The sequence below is a fragment of the Corynebacterium sp. ACRPE genome (assembly GCF_022347435.1).
Taxonomy (GTDB): Bacteria; Actinomycetota; Actinomycetes; order Mycobacteriales; family Mycobacteriaceae; genus Corynebacterium; species Corynebacterium tuberculostearicum_D.
The window spans coordinates 1-19,702 of the sequence record NZ_JAKRNA010000001.1; the positions used below are offsets into that span (position 1 = coordinate 1).

15 protein-coding genes, 3 tRNA genes and 1 pseudogene are annotated in these 19,702 nt (G+C 58.5%); 9 read left to right on the forward strand and 10 right to left on the reverse strand.

What is annotated here, in order from left to right; genetic code table 11:
* Positions 1-456, forward strand: a pseudogene (locus MHY13_RS00005) (IS256 family transposase); the annotation flags it as partial.
* A gap of 108 nt (positions 457-564) precedes the next feature.
* Here the strand turns inward: MHY13_RS00005 and MHY13_RS00010 are convergent.
* The 5 genes from MHY13_RS00010 to gltX all read right to left on the reverse strand — a co-directional run bounded on the left by MHY13_RS00010 (position 565) and on the right by gltX (position 3,224).
* Positions 565-640: transfer RNA gene (locus tag MHY13_RS00010), tRNA-Glu, on the reverse strand.
* A gap of 429 nt (positions 641-1,069) precedes the next feature.
* A complete protein-coding gene (locus MHY13_RS00015; RefSeq protein ID WP_239279902.1) occupies positions 1,070-1,261 on the reverse strand; it encodes a hypothetical protein in 192 nt (63 codons plus the stop codon).
* 47 nt (positions 1,262-1,308) lie between these two features.
* Positions 1,309-1,381: transfer RNA gene (locus MHY13_RS00020), tRNA-Glu, on the reverse strand.
* 39 nt (positions 1,382-1,420) lie between these two features.
* Positions 1,421-1,492: transfer RNA gene (locus MHY13_RS00025), tRNA-Gln, on the reverse strand.
* 238 nt (positions 1,493-1,730) lie between these two features.
* A complete protein-coding gene (gltX, locus tag MHY13_RS00030) occupies positions 1,731-3,224 on the reverse strand; it encodes a glutamate--tRNA ligase (protein WP_239279904.1) in 1,494 nt (497 codons plus the stop codon).
* Between the two features lie 233 nt (positions 3,225-3,457).
* Here gltX and MHY13_RS00035 point away from each other — a divergent pair, with 233 nt between their 5' ends.
* The 7 genes from MHY13_RS00035 to MHY13_RS00065 are packed head-to-tail and all read left to right on the forward strand — an operon-like array spanning position 3,458 to position 12,996.
* A complete protein-coding gene (locus MHY13_RS00035) occupies positions 3,458-5,902 on the forward strand; it encodes a choice-of-anchor M domain-containing protein (RefSeq protein ID WP_239279906.1) in 2,445 nt (814 codons plus the stop codon).
* 36 nt (positions 5,903-5,938) lie between these two features.
* Positions 5,939-7,540 (forward strand): choice-of-anchor M domain-containing protein, encoded by a 1,602-nt coding sequence (locus MHY13_RS00040; protein WP_239279908.1) that lies wholly within the window; start codon positions 5,939-5,941, stop codon positions 7,538-7,540.
* Complete coding sequence (locus MHY13_RS00045; protein ID WP_239279910.1) at positions 7,540-9,051, forward strand: anchored repeat ABC transporter, substrate-binding protein; 1,512 nt, start codon at positions 7,540-7,542, stop codon at positions 9,049-9,051. Before MHY13_RS00040 ends, MHY13_RS00045 begins: the two co-directional genes overlap by 1 nt.
* Positions 9,044-9,922, forward strand: coding sequence for a choice-of-anchor M domain-containing protein (locus MHY13_RS00050; RefSeq protein ID WP_239279912.1), 879 nt, complete (start codon positions 9,044-9,046; stop codon positions 9,920-9,922). Before MHY13_RS00045 ends, MHY13_RS00050 begins: the two co-directional genes overlap by 8 nt.
* Positions 9,915-10,643: an anchored repeat-type ABC transporter ATP-binding subunit gene (locus MHY13_RS00055; protein WP_204609299.1), complete on the forward strand. Its 729-nt coding sequence runs from the start codon at positions 9,915-9,917 to the stop codon at positions 10,641-10,643. The genes MHY13_RS00050 and MHY13_RS00055 overlap by 8 nt, the downstream gene beginning before the upstream one ends.
* Positions 10,640-11,551: an anchored repeat-type ABC transporter permease subunit gene (locus tag MHY13_RS00060; RefSeq protein WP_239236374.1), complete on the forward strand. Its 912-nt coding sequence runs from the start codon at positions 10,640-10,642 to the stop codon at positions 11,549-11,551. The genes MHY13_RS00055 and MHY13_RS00060 overlap by 4 nt, the downstream gene beginning before the upstream one ends.
* Entirely contained in the window at positions 11,548-12,996 is a 1,449-nt protein-coding gene (locus tag MHY13_RS00065; RefSeq protein WP_239279914.1) for a choice-of-anchor M domain-containing protein, read from the forward strand. The genes MHY13_RS00060 and MHY13_RS00065 overlap by 4 nt, the downstream gene beginning before the upstream one ends.
* 78 nt (positions 12,997-13,074) lie before the next feature.
* Here the strand turns inward: MHY13_RS00065 and MHY13_RS00070 are convergent, their stop codons facing one another.
* Entirely contained in the window at positions 13,075-14,214 is a 1,140-nt protein-coding gene (locus MHY13_RS00070) for a PHB depolymerase family esterase (protein ID WP_239236378.1), read from the reverse strand.
* A 100-nt stretch (positions 14,215-14,314) separates the two neighbouring features.
* Between MHY13_RS00070 and MHY13_RS00075 the strand changes: the two genes are divergently transcribed.
* Positions 14,315-15,418 (forward strand): isochorismate synthase MenF, encoded by a 1,104-nt coding sequence (locus MHY13_RS00075; protein WP_239279916.1) that lies wholly within the window; start codon positions 14,315-14,317, stop codon positions 15,416-15,418.
* Here the strand turns inward: MHY13_RS00075 and MHY13_RS00080 are convergent.
* The 4 genes from MHY13_RS00080 to serA all read right to left on the reverse strand — a co-directional run bounded on the left by MHY13_RS00080 (position 15,415) and on the right by serA (position 19,691).
* A complete protein-coding gene (locus MHY13_RS00080; protein ID WP_239279918.1) occupies positions 15,415-15,990 on the reverse strand; it encodes a class I SAM-dependent methyltransferase in 576 nt (191 codons plus the stop codon). The genes MHY13_RS00075 and MHY13_RS00080 overlap by 4 nt on opposite strands.
* A complete protein-coding gene (locus tag MHY13_RS00085; protein ID WP_005327736.1) occupies positions 15,983-16,792 on the reverse strand; it encodes a fumarylacetoacetate hydrolase family protein in 810 nt (269 codons plus the stop codon). Before MHY13_RS00085 ends, MHY13_RS00080 begins: the two co-directional genes overlap by 8 nt.
* A gap of 175 nt (positions 16,793-16,967) precedes the next feature.
* Complete coding sequence (locus tag MHY13_RS00090; RefSeq protein WP_239279920.1) at positions 16,968-17,987, reverse strand: 3-isopropylmalate dehydrogenase; 1,020 nt, start codon at positions 17,985-17,987, stop codon at positions 16,968-16,970.
* A 117-nt stretch (positions 17,988-18,104) separates the two neighbouring features.
* Entirely contained in the window at positions 18,105-19,691 is a 1,587-nt protein-coding gene (gene serA, locus MHY13_RS00095) for a phosphoglycerate dehydrogenase (RefSeq protein ID WP_239191421.1), read from the reverse strand.
* Between the last annotated feature and the right edge of the window lie 11 nt (positions 19,692-19,702).

Here is a 19,702-nt window from a genome sequence, read left to right on the forward strand (position 1 = left end):
CCCAAAACAGGTGCATGGACCCGCGTGTGGACCCACCACAACGTGCGCAAGGCCTACAACAGCCTCAACCATCTTTGGCGGTCCGAGATGCTGTTTGTCTACCTCAACCCGCCAGCAGGAGTCCTTGCGCCCGAGCGGATCAAATCCACCACCAACAGCTTAGAAGGCGGCATCAACGCCCAGCTCAAACTGCTCGCCAGAACCCACCGCGGCAGATCAGGCGAACGACAACGCCGCATGCTGGATTGGTGGCTCTACTTAAAAACGGAACTGCCTGACGATCCAGTACGAATCGCCAGGCAGTCCGACTGGGGCCAGGGCCAACTCGCCAAAGTATCCACCCTGACCCAAACCGAGAACCAAGCCGACCACGAAACAGGACGCCCAGCCCTCTACGACAACGCTATCGACACCGACTACACCCACTCAATCGGCATTCAAAAAGGCCAAATCTAACCCCCGCGACACGCCGAGCCAGACACACATTTTGACCCTTAACCCGCTAAACCGCACAGGTCTTGGATAGAGAAAAAGCTGCGAGCCATCTGGCTCGCAGCTTTCCGTTGGTACCCCGTACGGGATTTGAACCCGTGTTACCGGCGTGAGAGGCCGGCGTCCTAGGCCGCTAGACGAACGGGGCGCGTTCGCAGCAATCGCACGCTGTGCGTTGCGGACTTGTTAAGAGTAAACGATGGGTTAATTCAGCACAAATCGCGCGGTCAAGGACGGTTTTGAGGGAAGTCGAAGGAAAACTCAAAAATTCCCGAGTCCGGTACTGCAGTGAGGTTCTTCGTGGCCGAGGTGCGGATCGAATCAGTGGTTATTCCGCAAGCAATCTGTGGATAGTCCGTGGCCGAGAACGCTGTGCTAGTAGGACTCGGGATGGCGCTGTGCGTCGAAGTGCATATGCTGCAGGCTCCTATACTTCGTACAAACGTTGGTGGGAAGGAAGTTGTGGATTATAGCGTTACTACCTGGCTGTGCTTTCGGGCTGTGCGCCTTGGCTGTGGTGCGTTTCGCTTTCTGTCACCCGCTCTCCTTTCTGTTTGTTTTCTGCTGTACTTGCAGTCTATGCCTGCACGTGCAGGACAGGAAGGGTTTTGCACAACTTCGCGGCGGTCTTAGCCCTGGTCTCATTGGCAGCGGGCTGCGGCCTGCGCATATAAGGCGAATGGTCTGGGGGTAGGTTATAACCAGTTACGCTTGCGTCGTGGCCCCACCCCATACTGACGCCAGAAAAGATGACGCTAGAAAAAGACATTGCCCCGAGTATGAAAAATCCTCCAGCTTTTGGGCTGGAGGGATTTGTACCCCGTACGGGATTTGAACCCGTGTTACCGGCGTGAGAGGCCGGCGTCCTAGGCCGCTAGACGAACGGGGCATAGAACTAGTGAGCCTGCCGTTTAAAGCATTTTCACTGCTGGCCTACCAGGACTCGAACCTAGAATGGCGGTACCAGAAACCGCTGTGTTGCCAATTACACCATAGGCCATTTGCTAACTTGCATTGGAAGCTTACTGCTTTTCGGCTGTTCTCCCTTGCTCGCTGCAACGTGTAATAACTATAATGATCATCGCGTAAACTGCCAAATCGCCAGCACACAGCCCATTTTCAGGCCATTAGGATGGTTAATAAAAATGCGGCGAATGACAGCGCTGTAGTTCAGCTGTCATTCACCGCATCGAGGGGCGGGATAGATATCTATCGCCGCCTTACGGGAGGCACTCCTCCTACTGTGCCGCCGGCGCGTAGGGAGTCACTTCACGAGCCGCACGAAGGCGCGCCAGGGTGGACTCCTTGCCCAGCAGCTCCATAGACTCAAAGAGCGGCGGGGAAACCTGAGCGCCGGAAATAGCTACGCGCAGTGCTCCGTAGGCCTTACGGGGCTTCAGCTCGAGGTCTTCAATAAGGGCCTTGGATAGTGCCGCCTCAATATTCTCGGTCTTCCACTCCGCAATACCCTCGAGAGTCTCGATGCCTACCTCGAGCGGCTGAATGGCCTCTTCCTTGAGGTTCTTCTTTGCTGCCTTCTCATCGAGCTTTAGATCGGCATCCGGGGTCACCAAAAAGCTCATGAGGCCATAGGCATCAGACAGAGTCTTGATACGGGTTTGGACAAGGTCAGCGGCGAAGGCAAACTTCTCGCCGTCATAGTCAGCCGGGAAGTCCGTGTACTCGGTCAAGTAGTTGCGCAGACGGAAGGCAAACTCTTCTGGGTCCAGCTGGCGGATGTGGTCCGCGTTGATGGCCTCGAGCTTCTTCTGATCAAAGCGTGCGGGATTACCCAGCACGTCGTGGACGTCGAAGTTTTCAACCAAGTCATCCATGCTGAAGATGTCCTGGTCCGCGGACAACGACCAGCCCAGCAGGGACAGGTAATTGAGCATGCCCTCAGGGATGATGCCGTTATCGCGGTGATTAAACAGGTTGGACTGCGGGTCGCGCTTAGATAGTTTCTTATTGCCCTCGCCCATCACAAAGGGCAGGTGGCCAAACTCTGGGGTGAACTCGGCAACGCCAATCTTCTTAAGGGCGTCGTAAAGCGCGAGCTGACGCGGAGTAGAAGACAGCAGGTCCTCACCACGCAGCACGTGGGTAATGCGCATCAGGGCATCATCAACCGGGTTAACCAGGGTGTAGAGCGGCGCACCATTGGAACGAGCAACCACATAATCTGGCTGGGTTTCAGATTTGAAGGTCATTTCCCCGCGCACCAGGTCGGTCCAGGTCCAGTCCTGCTCCGGCATGCGCAGGCGCCAGACCGGCTTGCGGCCCTCAGCCTCAAAGGCGTCGATCTGCTCCTGGGTGAGATCGCGGTCAAAGTTGTCATAGCCCAGCTTCGGGTCACGGCCAGCAGCCTTGTGGCGCTCCTCCACCTCTTCGGCGGTGGAGTATGCCGGGTAGACGAATCCGCCGTCGATAAGCTTGTCTAGGACCTCTTTGTAGATGTCCATGCGCTGGGACTGACGGTAAGGCTCGTGCGAGCCGCCAACATTGATGCCTTCATCCCAGCCCAGGCCAAGCCAGGTCAGGGAATCAATGATGGCCTGGTAGGACTCTTCGGAGTCACGGGCGGCATCAGTGTCCTCGATGCGAAATACCAGCTTGCCACCGGTATGGCGGGCATAGGCCCAGTTGAATAGTGCGGTGCGCACCATGCCTACGTGCGGTGTGCCGGTTGGGGATGGACAGAATCTAACGCGTACTTCAGTCATGCCAACCATCGTAGTGGAGGTCGCAATCCCAGTCCGCACCAGCCCAAAGCGGCCCTAAAACCTGCCCGGCGCGCAGCAATTTGCAGTCTATTCCTACACGCAAATTGGGGTAACTGGAAACGGGTTTCACTACAAAACCACAGGTCACTGAAACTGACTTTCATTACGTCTAACAGGTTATGGGAATCATTTTCTATAGTTTCTGGTGAACTTGTGAGAACTGTAGAAAGGCCTTCCCAACTGTGGCTTCCCCACGCACCCGTTTCCTTGCCACGCTGAGCACTTTGGCGCTTATCACTCCCGCCACGGCTGTCGCAGGCCCCGATGATGGCAAGCACATCGCTACCAATACCCACGTTGACTCCCCCAAGTCTTTCTGGGAGAACAACGATTTCGTCCTAAAGTCCGAGTTTGGCGGTCAAGAGCCCCCAATTGCAGACACTGTTGCCTGGGTGGGCAAGGGCTACAGCGCTACGGATAACAGCAACCAGTATCTCTATACGCTTCCGGCAAACGGGACCCAAGACTACATTGGGGCCCCTGGCACGACTTACTACACAGCACCGCACCAGGTATCCGGTAATACTTCGCCCATTTGGCTGGGCTTTGGCGCAGATGCTTCCCTGCCCACGGACAAATTTCGGGATGGCGTAGCCTTCCTTGACTTGCTCAACGTCGATGGCCCCGGCGAGGTGGAGCTTTTTACCAATAAAGATGAAGATGAGGACAGAACCCAGCTGCACCGTATGCTCGGTTCCTTCCCGGATTCGCCGCACTCTGCCTACCTTGTTGCCGGCACACATACGCACAACTCCACTCTGTTTACCAAGCCAGGACGATACCGCCTGACCTACCGCACCAGTGCGCGCGGTAAGGACGGCCAGCTCATAGCCAATGAGCCACAGACCACCACCATCCAAGTTGGCGGTCAAAAGCCCAAAGAGGAGAAAACGCCGAGCCTCAAGGAGCGCTTCGCCCAGTCTGCGGCCGGCAACGCCGCTGCTGCAGGCTACAGCCTGCGCATGGCCCCCAAGTCCAATCCTGAAAAAGACGGTGACGACAAGCTCACCACCATTTCCTTCGACGCCAAGAACAAGGCACAAGGCACTCTCACTCTGCTTATCGACGGCTACTTCCTCACCGACCTTCCCGTTAAGGACGGGCATGCTCAGTGGGACGAATATATGGGCCCCGACCCGTCCCAGGTACAGGCCGTCTTCACCCCAGAGGGCGATGCCCCACGCTGGATATCCAAGCCCCTTGATTTCCAACCCGGTAAATCCAGCCACACCGATTCTTCTGCCGCCGCTGATACGTGGCAGGAAACCTCCCAGCCGCGCCAGCTTGCCCCCACCGAGGAAACCGAGCTAAAAGAGCTGGGCTACACCATCCGCATGCGCAAGCAGGGCAATGGGGGCACCAAGATTGTGGTGGATACCGACGATAAAAACTTCAATGGCCTTCTCACCGGCGGGCTCTATGACACGAAGGGGGCTAAATACCCCACCGTGGATCTGGAAACCCCTATTACTAACGGCCACGGCGAGGTCGCCTTTGATGAGGGCGAGTACTTCGACGGCTATTTTGCCAAGGTTAACCTCCTCCCCCATTCCACAGTGAAGGCCGGACACGCTAGCAGCGTTATTACCGAGTCTTTTGCTTTTGGTAAAAACTATGAAGTCAGTGGGAAGTTCTCCACTTCCAATGAGGAACCGGAAGCTACCCCAGGCGAGGAAGACACTCCGTCTTCCGCGCCGCAGCCAGGCACCGAAGAACCGCAAGCCGGCAATGCACAATGCAGCGACAAGTACCTACTAGACCGTGGTCATGTAGACATCAAGGCCCAGCCTGCCGAGGGAGGCTTTGCAACGGTTCTGCGCGATGACACGGCACAGGTGGACAAGAAATCTGTTGACCGCAAACTCGATGACGTGGTGCTCGGCGTACACGATAATGCACTCACCCCGCGCAATAAGAAGCTCGCGGGCAAAGAGTTCGACTTCCTAGGAAAGCCTGGTGAGCGCTTCTATCACCTGCCGCAGACCCAGGACCAAAACATCATTTGGCCCGGCTATAACACCCAGGACCTGGATTATTCCTCAACCAAGGACAATGCCGTCAACCTCAACTTGAAGCCCACCTCCACGCCGGACGGTGCCGAATGGGGCGCATTTATCGATGGCTCCCATGGCAAAGGTTTTTCGGTCCTCGCCAATTCTGCGGCTAAGGACTACACCATCGAAACCAACTTTCCGGCCCATACCCATACGCACTGGGCCTTTTCCAAGCCTGGCTTGTACACCTTTGAGGCTACCTATACGGCCACGGGCACGGACGGCAAGGAACTAAAGTCCGCGCCCCAAACCCTCACCTTTGCCGTAGGCGATAAGACATTGGATTCCTGTTCCTTCCGCGCACCGGGCACGACCGGGAGCGGAAAGCCCAGCGAGAGTCCAACAGACAAGCCTTCTGCGGAGCCTTCTCAGGAGCCTTCCACGCAACCGTCCACCCCAGATACCCCGGACACACCAGCCCACCCCGGCCGGCCAGAAGAGCCTACAGGCTCCTCGTTTAGCCCGTGGAGTTTGGTCCTACCAGCGGTCCTCGTGGTGATTTTCAAGGCCTTTTATAACTTCTTCCGCGATAACGAGGACCTCATTCGCAAGCGCTTCGGCCTCAACTTCTAAGCCTCTTCTACCCCACTAACTAGACGGGAAACCTCAATGCATCATTCACCTTCTTTTGCCCCTCGGCGCATCCCGCTGCGGCGCCGATTCATTCACGTATTCGCTGCCGTCTTTGCGACAGCACTGGCCTTCTTCTCCCCCGCCGCGGCACTTGCCTTTGATGAGGTCTTCGACTCTGGCCACGTAGACGCCTTCTATGTCACGGCCCCAGATGGCCAGCTACACCTATCGATGAAGGAAGACATCACTGGATCGGGCGTTCCACGCTCCGGCGATGATGTGGTGCTCAAGGTTGTCGAGGATGCCTGGTCGGATGCCACCGAGGCCGTGCCAGAGATCGGCCAACCCACCTATTTCCTGCCGCAGACACAAGATCAGCGCATCATTTGGCCGGGCTGGGATACCCAGCCTGCACGCGATGGCGGCTTTGACAACGTTGACCTAGAATTCGCCGAAGTCTCTGGACCTGGTTCAGTGTATGTTTTTGAAACCAGCGGCTTTGGCGATGTCAAGACGGTGACCGATTCCGGCTCAATGGAGCTCACCAGCGGTGAGGTCATCAATCAACCCACTCCGGCCCACAGGCACGTCAACTGGGCCTTTAGCGAGGCTGGCACCTACACCATGACGGTGCGGGCCCACTCCAACGGCGAGTCCAGCAATGCTGTGACCTACACCTGGGAGGTGGGCGACGGCGGTGATGCGTCCACAGCGGATCGATCGGCTGACACGGGCGAGGTTAGCAATGACCAAGAAGCTTCTAGCACCCAACGATCAGCAGACAAGGGCGGCGCTGCAGCTGCCGATAAGTCCGGCGCCTCCGGGAACGAAGAGTGCACCCCGGGCATGACTCCGCAAATCAAGGACGATACGGTTTCCCCTTCCCAGTGGCGCGATGCTGATGGCGCTACCTTTTATCTCTCCGATAAATCCAGCGTCGATCTGCCCCAAGAGGTAGGCCCAGTGCCAGCCGGTCAGGCGTGGATGATTGGTTCTACCCAGGTCGATGGTGTGCCATGGCTCGGCGCTAATACCCAAAGCCCTTCAATGCGCGAGAATATCCCTGGCGATGTCACCTGGGAGTTAGCAGGCTTCAAGGGCCCTGGCCCGATGATGGTCTACTCCCAGGGCGGACTGGGAAAGATTGTGGGCGATGAGTGGTTCCGAGGCAATGCCGATGCGGCGGAGGGCACCTATTCGATTGCCCCCAATACGCACGTGCATCCCAACTGGGTCTTTGGTGCGCAGGGCACCTATGACGTCACCATTCGCCAGGTGGCCAAGACCGATGAGGGCAAGCAAGTTGCCGGTGAAGCGACACTTCACTTCGTGGTCGGCGGCGACAAGCCGGCTGAAGCCTTTGACAATGGTCACTTCGACTTGGGCGCTGCGGTAAATCCGGAGGGCAGCGACTGCGGGCATGGCGCTGCGGCAGGTGGGGCGTCGGCAAGCGCTGGTGGCTCTGCCGCAAGCACCGGATCAAACACTGGCCAGTCCGGGCAGGCACCCAGCAAGGGCGGTTCTTTAGCCAATACGGGGACTCCTATTGTTCCCTTTGGCATCGGAGCGTTGGGCTTGGGCATGCTCTTCCTCGGCCTAGGCATTGCCCGCCTAGCTGTAGCTAAGGCAGCAGACTAATGGCGCGTGCGCTTTCCCATAGCCGCAGGATTCGGACCATAGGCGCGCTGCTGGGCTCCTGCCTGCTGGCCACTGGTTGTGCCCCCTCGGCTGCATTGGATACCGGAAGCGGAGAAGAATTCACCGTGGTGGCCACCACCCCAATCCTCGCGGATCTTGCGCGCAACGTCGCGGGAGAAGATGCCCGGGTACAAAGCCTTATCCCCAGCGGAAAAGATCCGCATACCTTTGAGCCAACGCTGCGCACGGTGCGCGATGTTGCCAATGCCGATTTGGCACTGAGCAATGGCTACTTGCTGGAGCCGCAGTCTCTCATCGATACGCTGCACGAATCCACGGATGCCCCTGTGGTGGAAGTCGCCGATGCTGCCTCCACCCGCGGTGCCACTCTGGTGCCGTTGGTAGAAGATGTCTCGCTCGAGGCAATTTGGCTGGGTCTGCGCATCAGCGGCGCACAACAGCGTTCTTCCGGAGTGGACTTCCGCATGGTCTCTGCCGATGGGCCAGGTAACGTCGCGGCCTATGTGGTCTCTACCTTCGGCACCCCGGAGGTCCTTTTTAACTCGGCCGATGGCATCGATAGAAAAGAAGACTCAGTGACGCTGCCGGCCAACGCCCACACGCACGTCTCTTGGGGATTTTCCCAGCCGGGGATCTACCACCTCGGGTTCCAAGCAGAGGGCACCGACGTCCAACACCTCACTGTGGCCGTGGGAGTAAACCCACCTAAAGGCATGCAAGTAATAGATTCCGGGCACCTGGATATTGCAGGTGACCTAGCCAAGCACCGCATTGACCTGCGCGATCAGGACAAGCGCTTCGACCCTGCCACCACCGTGGTGTCAATCCCCTCTTCGGTACTGCAGCCCATACCGCCGGATCCGGCCTACCGCTTCCTGGGCAGGCCGGGGTCGGATACCTACCTCTTGCCGCAGGCGGTGCTGGGAAAACACATCCACGGCGAGGTGGACCCGCACCTGTGGCACAACGTGGACAATGCCATCGCCTACGTCGATGCCATCGCCGAGGAAATGGCGCAGGCAGATCCTTCCCACGGGGCGTCCTACCGCCAACGGGCGGAGGCCTATACCCAGCGCCTGCGGAATACGGATACCTATGTTGACCGCGCCATTTCTTCTATCCCTAAAGAAAACCGGCACCTCGTAACTACGCACCACGGCTACGCCTATCTGGAGCAAGGATATGACATGTCGGTGGCCGGCTTCGTCACTCCCAATCCGGCCATCGAGCCTTCCCCACGCGAAGTCATTTCCTTGCGCCGCACGCTGGAGAACCTCCATCTACCAGCCGTATTTGTAGAACCCGTGCAGCAGGCAAGCGCCGAGACCCTGAAGCAGGCTGCCGCGGAGCAAGGCGTGGAGCTGTGCCCCATCTACGGCGACACGTTCGATGACACCGTCAGCTCCTATATCGACCTTATGAAATTTAACGCTGATTCCCTGCAGCGTTGCCTGAACCCCAACCCAACCCATGGAGATAAAAATGCTTAAATTCGCTACTCGTACCGCCACCCGCACCGCCGCCTGTGTCCTTGCTGCAGGTCTGGCTCTTTCTACCAGCCCTGCGTGGGCGGGCGACCTCGCCCAGGTGGTCGGTGCCGATGAACACGTTGCCCCGCAGGGCGAAGAAAAGGTCATCGACACCGGTCACGTAGACGTTGGCGCCCTGCTTGATGGCACGGATTCTGAGCTTATGGCGCGCGATGATGCCGGCGATAAGCCAGTCTGGCGTCACTTGGACGACCTCGTGTTTTCCGTGGGCGATAAAGCACAGCAAACCCTTCCCGATACGGATGACTTTGGCTTCGTTGGCGCTGAGTCCGGCGATAAGGTCTGGGTGGTTCCCCAAACCGAGCAAGTCGGCGTTCCCTGGCTGGGCTGGAATACCCAAGCGCCCTCCCTTGTCGACGCCGCCGACCGCGGCGTCACCATGGAATTCCTCGGCCACTCCGGCCCAGGCGATTTCTCCCTCTTCTTACAAAACGGCGGCTTTGAAGCGCCACAGCTCTTGTGGTCCACCGCGCAGAAGAGCGACGAAGACTTCTGGGTAGACCTCAATACCCACACCCATGCCAATTGGACGTTTACAGAGCCAGGCACCCATCAGGTAGGCATCAGAGTCAAAGGTAAGACCAAAGATGGCGCTGATTTCAGTACCGATGGCGTGCTCACCTTTGCCGTGGGCGATGATGCCGACGTCCAAGCGGCCCAAGACACTACTTGGAATCCAGACGATGCCCAGACCGCAGGCTCTTCCATCCCCACTTGGGTCTTTATCCTCGCCAGCGTGGGTGCAGTCGTACTCCTGCTGGCCCTTGGCCTAGTACTGCGCTCTTCCAAGCGGGGCGATAACCGTGGCTAAACCGCTCATTTCCGTAGCCGACCTGGAAGTATCGCTATCCCACCGGCGCGTAATCACAGGTGCGAACCTAGAGGTCCGATCGGGCGAATTCATTGGGCTCTTAGGCCCCAATGGGGCGGGCAAGACCACACTTATGCGTGCCATCTTAGGGCTCATCCCCTCCTCCGGTACCCGAGAGATCGGGGGAATCGTAGGCTACGTGCCCCAGCGGCACGAGGTGGAATGGGGCTTTCCCATCAATGTCTACCGCACCGTACTCAGCGGGCGCACCGGCATCATTGGCTGGCTCAAACGGCCACGTGCCGCGGACCACGCCGCGGCGGCAGAAGCTCTTCGCCTGGTAAACATGGAAGATTTTTCCACCCGCCCCATCGAAGAGCTCTCCGGTGGTCAGCGCCAACGCGTCCTCATCGCCCGAGCGCTCGCCACGCAACCAGACGTGCTGCTGCTCGACGAGCCCTTCACCGGCCTCGACGCCCCCAATACCGAATCACTACTCGAGCTATTCGAAGAGCTTTCCCAGCGCGGCAAGGCCATCCTCATGTCCACCCACAACCTGTCTGAAGCGGCGCACTCCTGCCACCGCTTGGTCCTCTTCAACGGCACCGTGATGGCCGATGACTCCGCTCCGCGCCTTCTTCACCAGACCGCTCCGTGGACGCAAACCTTTGGTGTACGCGCCGGTTCTCCCCTGCTTTCTGCCATTGGAGTCTCCGCATGATAGAAATTTCCTTCCTCGATTTCCTCCGCGACCTTGCTAACCCCCACCTCGACTTTCTCGCCCGCGCGGTAGGTATTTCTGTGCTTGCGGCCATCGTCTGCGGCGTCGTCGGCTGCTACGTGGTGCTGCGCGGCATGGCCTTTATCGGCGACGCCGTCTCCCACGCGGTCTTTCCTGGCCTAGCCATTGCTTTCGCTTTGCAAGCCTCCGTGCTCGTCGGTGGCGCGGTGGCCGGTGCGGTTGTGGCGTTGCTCATCGCCGCCTTTTCGCAGCGCCGCCACGTACGGGCAGATTCCATCATCGGCATCTTCTTCGCCGCGGCCTTTGCCTTAGGCATGGTGATCATCTCGCGCACCGATGGCTATAGTGCTTCGCTGACCAGCTTTCTCTTCGGCTCGCTCACCGGCGTATCCCGCAGCGATATCATCGTCGCGGCCAGCGTGTGCACACTGGTTATCGCCGTCGTCGTAGCTTTTGGCCCCCAGCTCAACGCCACCTGCCTGGACCGGGAAACCGCCCGCGCCATGGGGCTTCCCGTTGTTGTGCTCGACATCATGTTGTACCTGTGCGTCACAGCCGCCGTGGTCATCTCTGTGAGCACCATTGGCAATATCTTGGTCCTCGCACTTCTCATCACCCCGGCCGCGACGGCACGCCTGCTTACCACGCATCTTGCGACCATGATGTGGCTTTCCGCCCTCATCGGCGCGCTGTCCAGCTTCCTCGGCATCTACCTGGCATGGGCCATTGATCTTCCAGCCGGCGCCACCATCGTGCTCACGCTCACCGTCATTTTCTTAAGCGTTTGGGCCATCCATCCACTCCTCGGCGCCCGCAAGCACGCCGGTGCCTCGCTTTCCGACGCCCCACGTCCCGACACCCCACGAAAGGAATCCATTACCTCATGAAACCAGTCTGCCGCACCACGGTGGCCCTAGGCGCTGCCAGTCTCATCGGCCTCGGCTCACTTTCAGGGACGGGCGTAGCTGCCATAGCCCCCGCCTCCGCCCACGCAGAAGAGTCCGCCGCGGCCTGCTCCGCCAGCGACTTCGATCTCATTACCAAGGGCCACCAAGACATGGCGCTTAGCGGCGATTCCGGCGACCTCAGCTTCACCGTCAAAGACGATGACAAGGGAATCAAGCATGACTCTGAGACCTTTGCTATCGAGGTATCCGATGGGTTGAAACAGCCACTATCTGGGCTCGGAGATAGTTCCCTTCCTGAAGAAGGCTGGGTGCTGCCTCAAACCCAAGACCCCACCGCTCCCTGGCTGGGCTTTAACACCCAGGAGCTATCCCAAGACCTACTCGCCGCTGATGACACCGCAACCTTAAGCATGGCGATCGCACAGGGCCCAGAAGATGGGCGCATTGTGGCCTACCAGGCGGAGCTAGGCGAACCCACGGTGCTCATGGACACTGAAGATGGATCCGCCTGGGATTACCCAGGCAATTCGCATTCCCACCCGGCATTTGCGTTTACCAAGCCCGGAACCTACGCGGTGAGCTTTACCTTTGAGCTTCCCGACGGCTCCCGCCACCACCTCCATGCCGGCTTCCTCGTAGGAAAGCAGGCTGAGGCGAAGGACCTGTGCGACGTGGACTATTCCGAAGCAGATGCGGCCACTGGTTCTGGCAACGGCGCGGATAGCCGCCCCAAGCAACTGGAAAAGGACATCAAGGACGTAGACAAATCCATCGCCGGGTTGGACAAGGAACTGGAGAAGACCCTGCAGGAAGGCCAAAAATTCCTTGACGGCGGCGCACCTGACGATGCCGAAAAGGGCAAGCACTCAACACCCAAGAAGCCGGCGAATACTGAAAAGTCTGGAGCGCCACAAAAGTCCCACGCTCCGACATCAACCCGATCCGCTGCACCTGCGCAAAAGTCCAGTTCTGGTTCACAAACTACGACCCACCACTCGGCTAGCCGTGTGAACGAATCTGCCTCCACCGCAAAATCAGGCAAGAGCACGTCATCTGGCTCGCACTCCTCCGCTTCCACCAGCGGTTCTTCCCGCTCGACTGCCAAGAAGTCCGCCAGTAAGAAGGACACAAAATCCTCCTCCCGTACGAAAGCAAAGTCCGCCGACGCCCGCAGTGCACAGCATGTTCCAAATGCAACCGACAAAGAGAACAAGGACAGCAAGAATGTGCTGACCGATGCCGCTGCCTATACCTCTACCCTCGCAAAAAGCAGCTTCTGGGCGGGGACCCTGGCCGGACTGGGCGCATTCGCCTTAGCGCTCGGCATCGGGTTGTTGGTCTATGTCCAGTTCTTCCGCAAAAAGAAGACACCACACCAGCACCAGGCCAGTGATGCCACGGCGAACATACCGGGCGTCGATTAGCGCAGGCCCGGCTTAAGAAAGCACAAAACCCAGAGGATCTCTCCTCTGGGCTTTAGCGGTGGCTAAGAGCTCATGCTTCTATACCCGAGTCTTGGACGACAGGAAGTCCCAGACCACGTTCGGCGTATCTGGCTGCCAGAACCAGGTGTGGTCTTGCGGAACCTTAACCAATTGCACATCCTTTTGGCAGCCGTTAAAGCTCAAGCGTTCCGAGCCGCCTGCTTCCGGAGTGGACTGGAAGGTCATATCGCAGCGATTTCGCTTCAGATAGCCGCCGAGCACCGTACGAACAGGGAGGTATCCAGCCTCGTGCCGGTCACCGCCCTCATAGGTCATCATCTCGTCGTTAACGCCGTGCATGATGAGGGTATTCATCGGCGCATCGGCACAGTTGACCTCAACCGGGTTGTAGAAGGCACCCGAAACCATAGCTACAGCAGCAAAGGTGTCCTGTGCGTGGCAGCCAAGCACCGAGGTAAAGCCGCCTCCATTAGACATACCCATGGCGTATACGCGGTTTCGATCAACGTGGTAGTCCTTGTCTACCGAATCAAGAATGCGCTTGATAAAGCGGATATCCTCCCCATCGCGCGTCTTAGCATAAGGCGCAGCCTCCCAGGCGCGCTCGAATCCCTCTGGATAGACGATGATGGCCTCGTTATTGGCCTCAGTGGTCTGCATGCGTGCATAGCTGGAGTAGTTCTCCGGGGAATCTCCCCACCCACCGAAGCCGAAGAGAACGGGCGCCGCCTTTTCCGGCGAATAGTGGTTAGGAATACGCAACAAGTACCTACGGGTCTTACCCTCGTGCTCCATTTCTAGGGACTGCATGGAACCCGGCGCAAACGGCGGGTTCGGATTGATGCTGGTATCTACCATTGCCGGCCGCGGCGCTGGCTCGGGAAGAGACGATCCCTCAGGACTAGGCGCTGCATTGTCATCGCTGCTGCCGCCTTCTACTGGTGCCGGGGTGGATTCCTTAACACCTTCTGGAACTAGGTGGGACCCATCAGGCTGCGGGGTAACCGGCTTTGCATTTTCGGGAGCAGGTGCTGGAGCTGGCGCTGGCTGTGGTGCATTTTCAGGGCCAGGGGCGGGTGCGGGAGGTGGCCCTTCTTGAGCATGGGCAGGAGCGGCGCACACAAGCGCAGCGCTAGCCAGCGCAGCAGCGAGGATCAGGTATAGAGAACGATAAAGAAACTTAGTAACATTAGCCACAAGGTTAGAATTAACCACATCCTTCACTTGATTCACTGTTTACACGCCCAGTGCACACTCAATTCTGTAAGAAAAGCCCAAGGCACTAAGCTAGATCCCCATGCACGAAGACAGACCAAGCACCGCCCCCGATTTTTTGCTTTCGCGAGCAACGGGGTCTGTCCGTACCCAAGGTGCGCGCCACACTTTTAATGACACCGACGCAGCGGTTTCTGCCCTGCGCAGCAAAGATGTTGACATGGTCGTCGGTGCGATTCCGTTCGACTCTGACACACCCGCCGCGCTAACGGTGCCGGAGGCCATCATCCGCGAAGAGGGCCCCTTGGAGCCGCACGCCTACTACCGCAATAAAAGCCTAAACTCGCGAGTGGTCGGATTCGATCCGGAACCCGAAGAGCACCTACGCCGCGTAGAGGCGGCCATCGGCACGATCGAGACCTCCAAACTGGACAAGGTGGTTTTGGCCCGTGCCGTAGATATCGAATTCCCTGAGGCTATTGATCCGCGCCTGGTCGCGGCACGCCTTATCGACCTTTCCGCCAACCGCGATGGCTTCATTGCCGATCTCTCCCCTGCTGGGCGGCCGGGCGCGATGCTAGTTGGTTCTTCTCCAGAGGTTTTGGTCAAGCGTCAGGGCTCGACGGTGTCTGCTTTCCCCTTGGCCGGATCGTCACCGCGCCGCGCCACAGCGGCTGAGGATCACATCGCAGGCCAAGATCTCTTGCATTCTGCCAAGGATCTCCACGAGCATTCCTTTGTAGTGGAACACCTGCGCCGGGTGCTTAGCCCATTATGCGAGCGGCTAGATATCCCGGACGCCCCGCAACTTATTAGCACCAATGAAATGTGGCACCTAGGCACGCCAATTTCCGGAACGCTCAAGGATAAAGACTTGACTGCGCTCGAGCTTGCCTTGGCAGCGCACCCCACCCCGGCTATCTGTGGCACCCCTGCAGAGGCCGCCCAAGCTCTCATTGAGACGGCAGAAACGGACCGTGGATTCTATGCCGGAGCGGTCGGCTGGTGCGATAGCTCCGGCGACGGCGAGTACATGGTGGCCATCCGCTGCGCGGAAGTGGCCGGCGATGGACTTTCCGCGCGTGCTTGGGCCGGCGGTGGCATCGTAGGCGATTCCGACGCCCAGGCCGAACTGGAAGAAACCACGGCCAAGCTGCGCACCATATTGAAGGCGCTCAGCCTCTAGGCTGCACGCTTCGCGACGAGCACTACGTCGCTGCGGTGGTGCGCACCGGCGCCTTCTGTCAGGTGGCGCTCGCGGCGGGTCAGCTCGACGGCCTCTAGCTCTTGCAGATTCTCCGCTAGCCATTCGGGCATCGCTATCTCAGCCGACTCCATATCGTGATGGACAAAGAGCAGTGTTCCGCCTGGAGCCACCAAACGCTCTAGCTTTTCCACCTCTTCTGGCGTGGCGCGCACCCCACCATAGTGGACGCTGACCAAGTCAAAGGGCTCATGGCTAAAGTCACTAAACGTTGCGACCTGCGCCGCGACACCGCGGGCCCTAGTGCGTGCGACGGCAGTCGGGGCGAAATCAATGCCCAACACATTCCAGCCCTGGTTCTTTAGCCAGAGCGCATCCGCACCTTCCCCGCACCCAATGTCGAGGGCGGTACCGGGCTTAAGCCCCGCGGCGTAATCGACAAGGGTCGCATTGGGATTGCCCGACCACACCTGCTCAGAACCCTGGTAGCGCTCCTCCATTTCCACGGAGGTGGGCACGTAGCCGCGGTGTTCGTGGTGGCTTGGGTTATGCACGGTGGATGGTATTGCGTAGGGTACCGAGGCCGGGGATCTCGATTTCGATGGTGTCGCCCGGGACCATAGGAGCGGTGCCAGCCGGGGAGCCGGTGGTGATGACATCACCAGGCAGCAAGGTATAGGCAGCGGAGATCTCCTCCAAAATGCCGCCCATCTTCACGATCATCTGGTCCGTATTGGAATCCTGCTTTTGCTCGCGAGAACCCTCGTGCGTCAGGTAGGCATTAATCTTCTGATCGTCCAGATTCAAGCTATCCAGATCGGTTTCGATCCACGGGCCGAGCGGGCAGAAGGTGTCAATGCCCTTGGCACGAGCCCATTGACCATCCTTAAACTGCAGGTCGCGGGAGGAAACGTCGTTGCAGATGGTGTAGCCGAGCACATGGTCTTTCCAGTTCTCGGCCTTGATATTCTTCGACGGCTTGGAAATGACCACGGCTAGCTCGCCCTCAAACTCGACGTTGGTGGCGTAGTCCGGAATCTTGATTGCAGCATCCGGGCCAATGACCGCGGTAGATGGCTTAATGAAGATGGTGGGAGGGAGACTATCGGCAGACTTTTTGAAAACCTCGGCAACGTGGTCCGCATAGTTGCGGCCAAGTGCTACCACCTTGGTGGGAAGGGTCGGCGCCAAGAGGCGAACCTCGTTAAGTTTCCACTCGCGGCCGGTTGGCTCCGGCGGAGTAAAGGGCGTGCCGGCAATTTCCTTTGCTACTAGCTCTTCCATTGGGGCGTCTTTTGGCCCATCGATAATGGCGAAACAGATTCCTTCTGGGTGTGCAATTCGTCCTAAACGCATAGCGGCAATCCTACTCAATCGCCTCCTTCACATGTGTGCAAAGGGTACGGTGTTAATTAGTTAATTTGAGTAAATTCCCATTGTCCTTTAATCACCGTTGCTAACCCCAGTGCGGACTACGCCAGGACGCGGGGGTTGGGGACGTCGGCAAGCACCCAGCGCAAAAAGCCCGCTTCTATTCGACGAGCAGCTTGGCGATTCGGTCACCCACTTCGACGGTCTTTACCGGTTCGGCACCGCGGCGGGCAACATCCTGCGCCACCGCATCCTCAATCCGCTGCGCATTAGACTCATCGCCCAGGTGACGAAGAAGCATGGCGGCGGACAAGATTGCCGCCGTTGGGTCTGCAATCCCCTTACCCGCAATATCTGGCGCAGAACCATGCACCGGCTCGAACATGGAAGGATTCGCGCCTGAGGCATCGATGTTTCCGGATGCAGCAAGGCCAATACCGCCAGTTACCGCGCCCGCCAAATCGGTGAGAATGTCTCCAAAAAGATTATCGGTGACAATGACGTCATAGCGCGCCGGATCGGTCACCATATAAATGGTTGCAGCATCAATATGCTGGTAATCCACCCGAACCTCTGGAAACTCGGCGGCGACTTCATCAACGGTGCGCTGCCACAACCCACCAGCATTGACCAAGACATTTGTCTTGTGCACCAAGGTCAGATGCTTACTGCGCTGCGCTGCCCGCGCAAACGCATCGCGCACTACACGCTCCACGCCGAAACGAGTATTTTGCGATACCTCGCTGGCCACCTCGTGCTCAGTACCCTCACGCAAGGTACCGCCGTTTCCGCAGTACAAACCCTCGGTACCTTCGCGCACCACAACGAAATCAATATCGCCCGGTTCAGCCAGCGGGGAGGAAGCGGTGGGATAGAGCTTAGAGGGACGCAGGTTCACGTGATGATCCAGCGCAAACCGCATCTTAAGCAACAGCCCCCGCTCCAGCACGCCCGGCGGCACCTCACCTGGGGCGCCGATCGCCCCCAACAGGATCGCATCGTGTTCTCGCAGGCTCTTCAAGTCAGCGTCCGCAAGAAGCTCCCCATTGCGCAGATAACGCCGCGCACCGAGGTCATACTCGGTGGTTTCGATATCGGAGCGAACCGCTCGCAGCACCTTGAGTGCCTCGGCTGTCACTTCTGGTCCAATCCCGTCGCCGCCAATCACCGCAAGTTTCATTATGTAGGATTCCTTTCTCACAGAGTGGATATGGGATTACCCTACCAAAACAAACCCGCGTAGCGCAGGAAATTACCTAGCACCACGCGGGTTGAGATTCTGTTGCAGTCCGCAGCCTTATGCTTCCATGTTCAACTGTTCGCATTCAGCACCCAAGGCCGCATTAATTTCGGCGATGAGATGCTCTGGTACCTCGGCCTCCACGCGCAGAATCAGCACAGCATCAGATTCCTGTTTACCGTGCGTAAGTGCAGCCGCGACGATATTGATTCCCGCAGCACCCAACTTGGTACCCACCGTTCCCAGTGCACCTGGGGCGTCCGCGTAGCGGAAGAAGAGGTTGCGGCCGGTAGCACGCATATCTACGCCGCGGCCGTTGATGCGAATGAACTTTTCGGTTCCATCGATGCCGATAAGCGCGCCGGTGAGCGAGGAGACCTCGCCATCAGCACCAATAACCTTCACCTGCAGGGAAGAGCGGTGCCCCTTGGACTCCGCATTAGTAGATACCTCAACCTCTACCCCACGACTATGCGCGATCTGCATTGCATTGACAAAGGTCACCGGCTCCGAAGTCACGCCGCTAAACAGACCCCGGACGGCAGAAAGTCCTAACACTTCCACGTCTTCGGTAGACAACTCGCCACAGGCCTCCACCTCGACGGCCACGGGGGCCTGACCCAAAAGGCGGCCAGCAGTAAGTCCTAGCTTGCGGGCGAGGTCCAACCAACCAGCGACCTCTTCTCTCACTGGCCCGCCGGAGACGTTGACCGCATCCGGCACGAACTCTCCTTTAAGCGCCTTCAAGACAGACTCCGCCACATCGGTTCCCGCACGGTCCTGGGCCTCTACAGTGGAGGCGCCTAGGTGCGGGGACACGGTGACTTGCAGCAGCTTAAAGAGCGGAGAGTCAGTGCACGGTTCTGTGGCATAAACGTCAAAGCCCGCACCTCGATGATGTCCCGACTCGATAGACTCAGCCAGAGCCGCTTCATCTACCAAACCGCCTCGCGCTGCGTTAATGAGAATCTGTCCTGGCTTCGCCTTGGCCAAAAGTTCCTTATCAAACATTCCGGTTGTCTCCGGAGTCTTTGGCAGGTGAATGGTCACGAAATCGGAACGCGACATCAAGTCTTCTAACTCAACCAATTCCACGCCCAACGCTGCCGCGCGAGCCGGGTTGGCATAGGGATCGTGCGCGATAATGGTCGTCTCAAAGGACTTCAGACGCTGGGCAAAGAGCTGGCCAATGTGCCCAAAGCCAACAATACCGATGGTCTTTCCGTAGACCTCTACGCCCTTGAAAGAAGAGCGCTTCCACTCCCCTTCGCGCAGGGCCTGGTCGGCCGCTGGTATCTGGCGCGCCGTCGCTAAGAGCAGTGCAATTGCCTGTTCACACGCAGAGTGAATATTCGATGTTGGCGCATTGACCACCATGACGCCCTTGTCTGTGGCCGCCGGAATATCGACATTGTCCAGTCCCACCCCGGCACGGCCCACAATCTTGAGCTTTGTAGCCGCTTCCAATAGCTCTGCATCAACGGTTGTGGCAGAGCGCACCAGCAAAGCCTCTGCCTCCGGAACCGCGGCGAGGAGCTCGGCACGATTCGGCCCATCCACCCAACGGACCTCAACAGAATCCCCCAAGGCCGTAACCGTGGACTGGGCTAATTTATCGGCGATAAGGACTACCGGCTTCGACATATCTTCCTTCG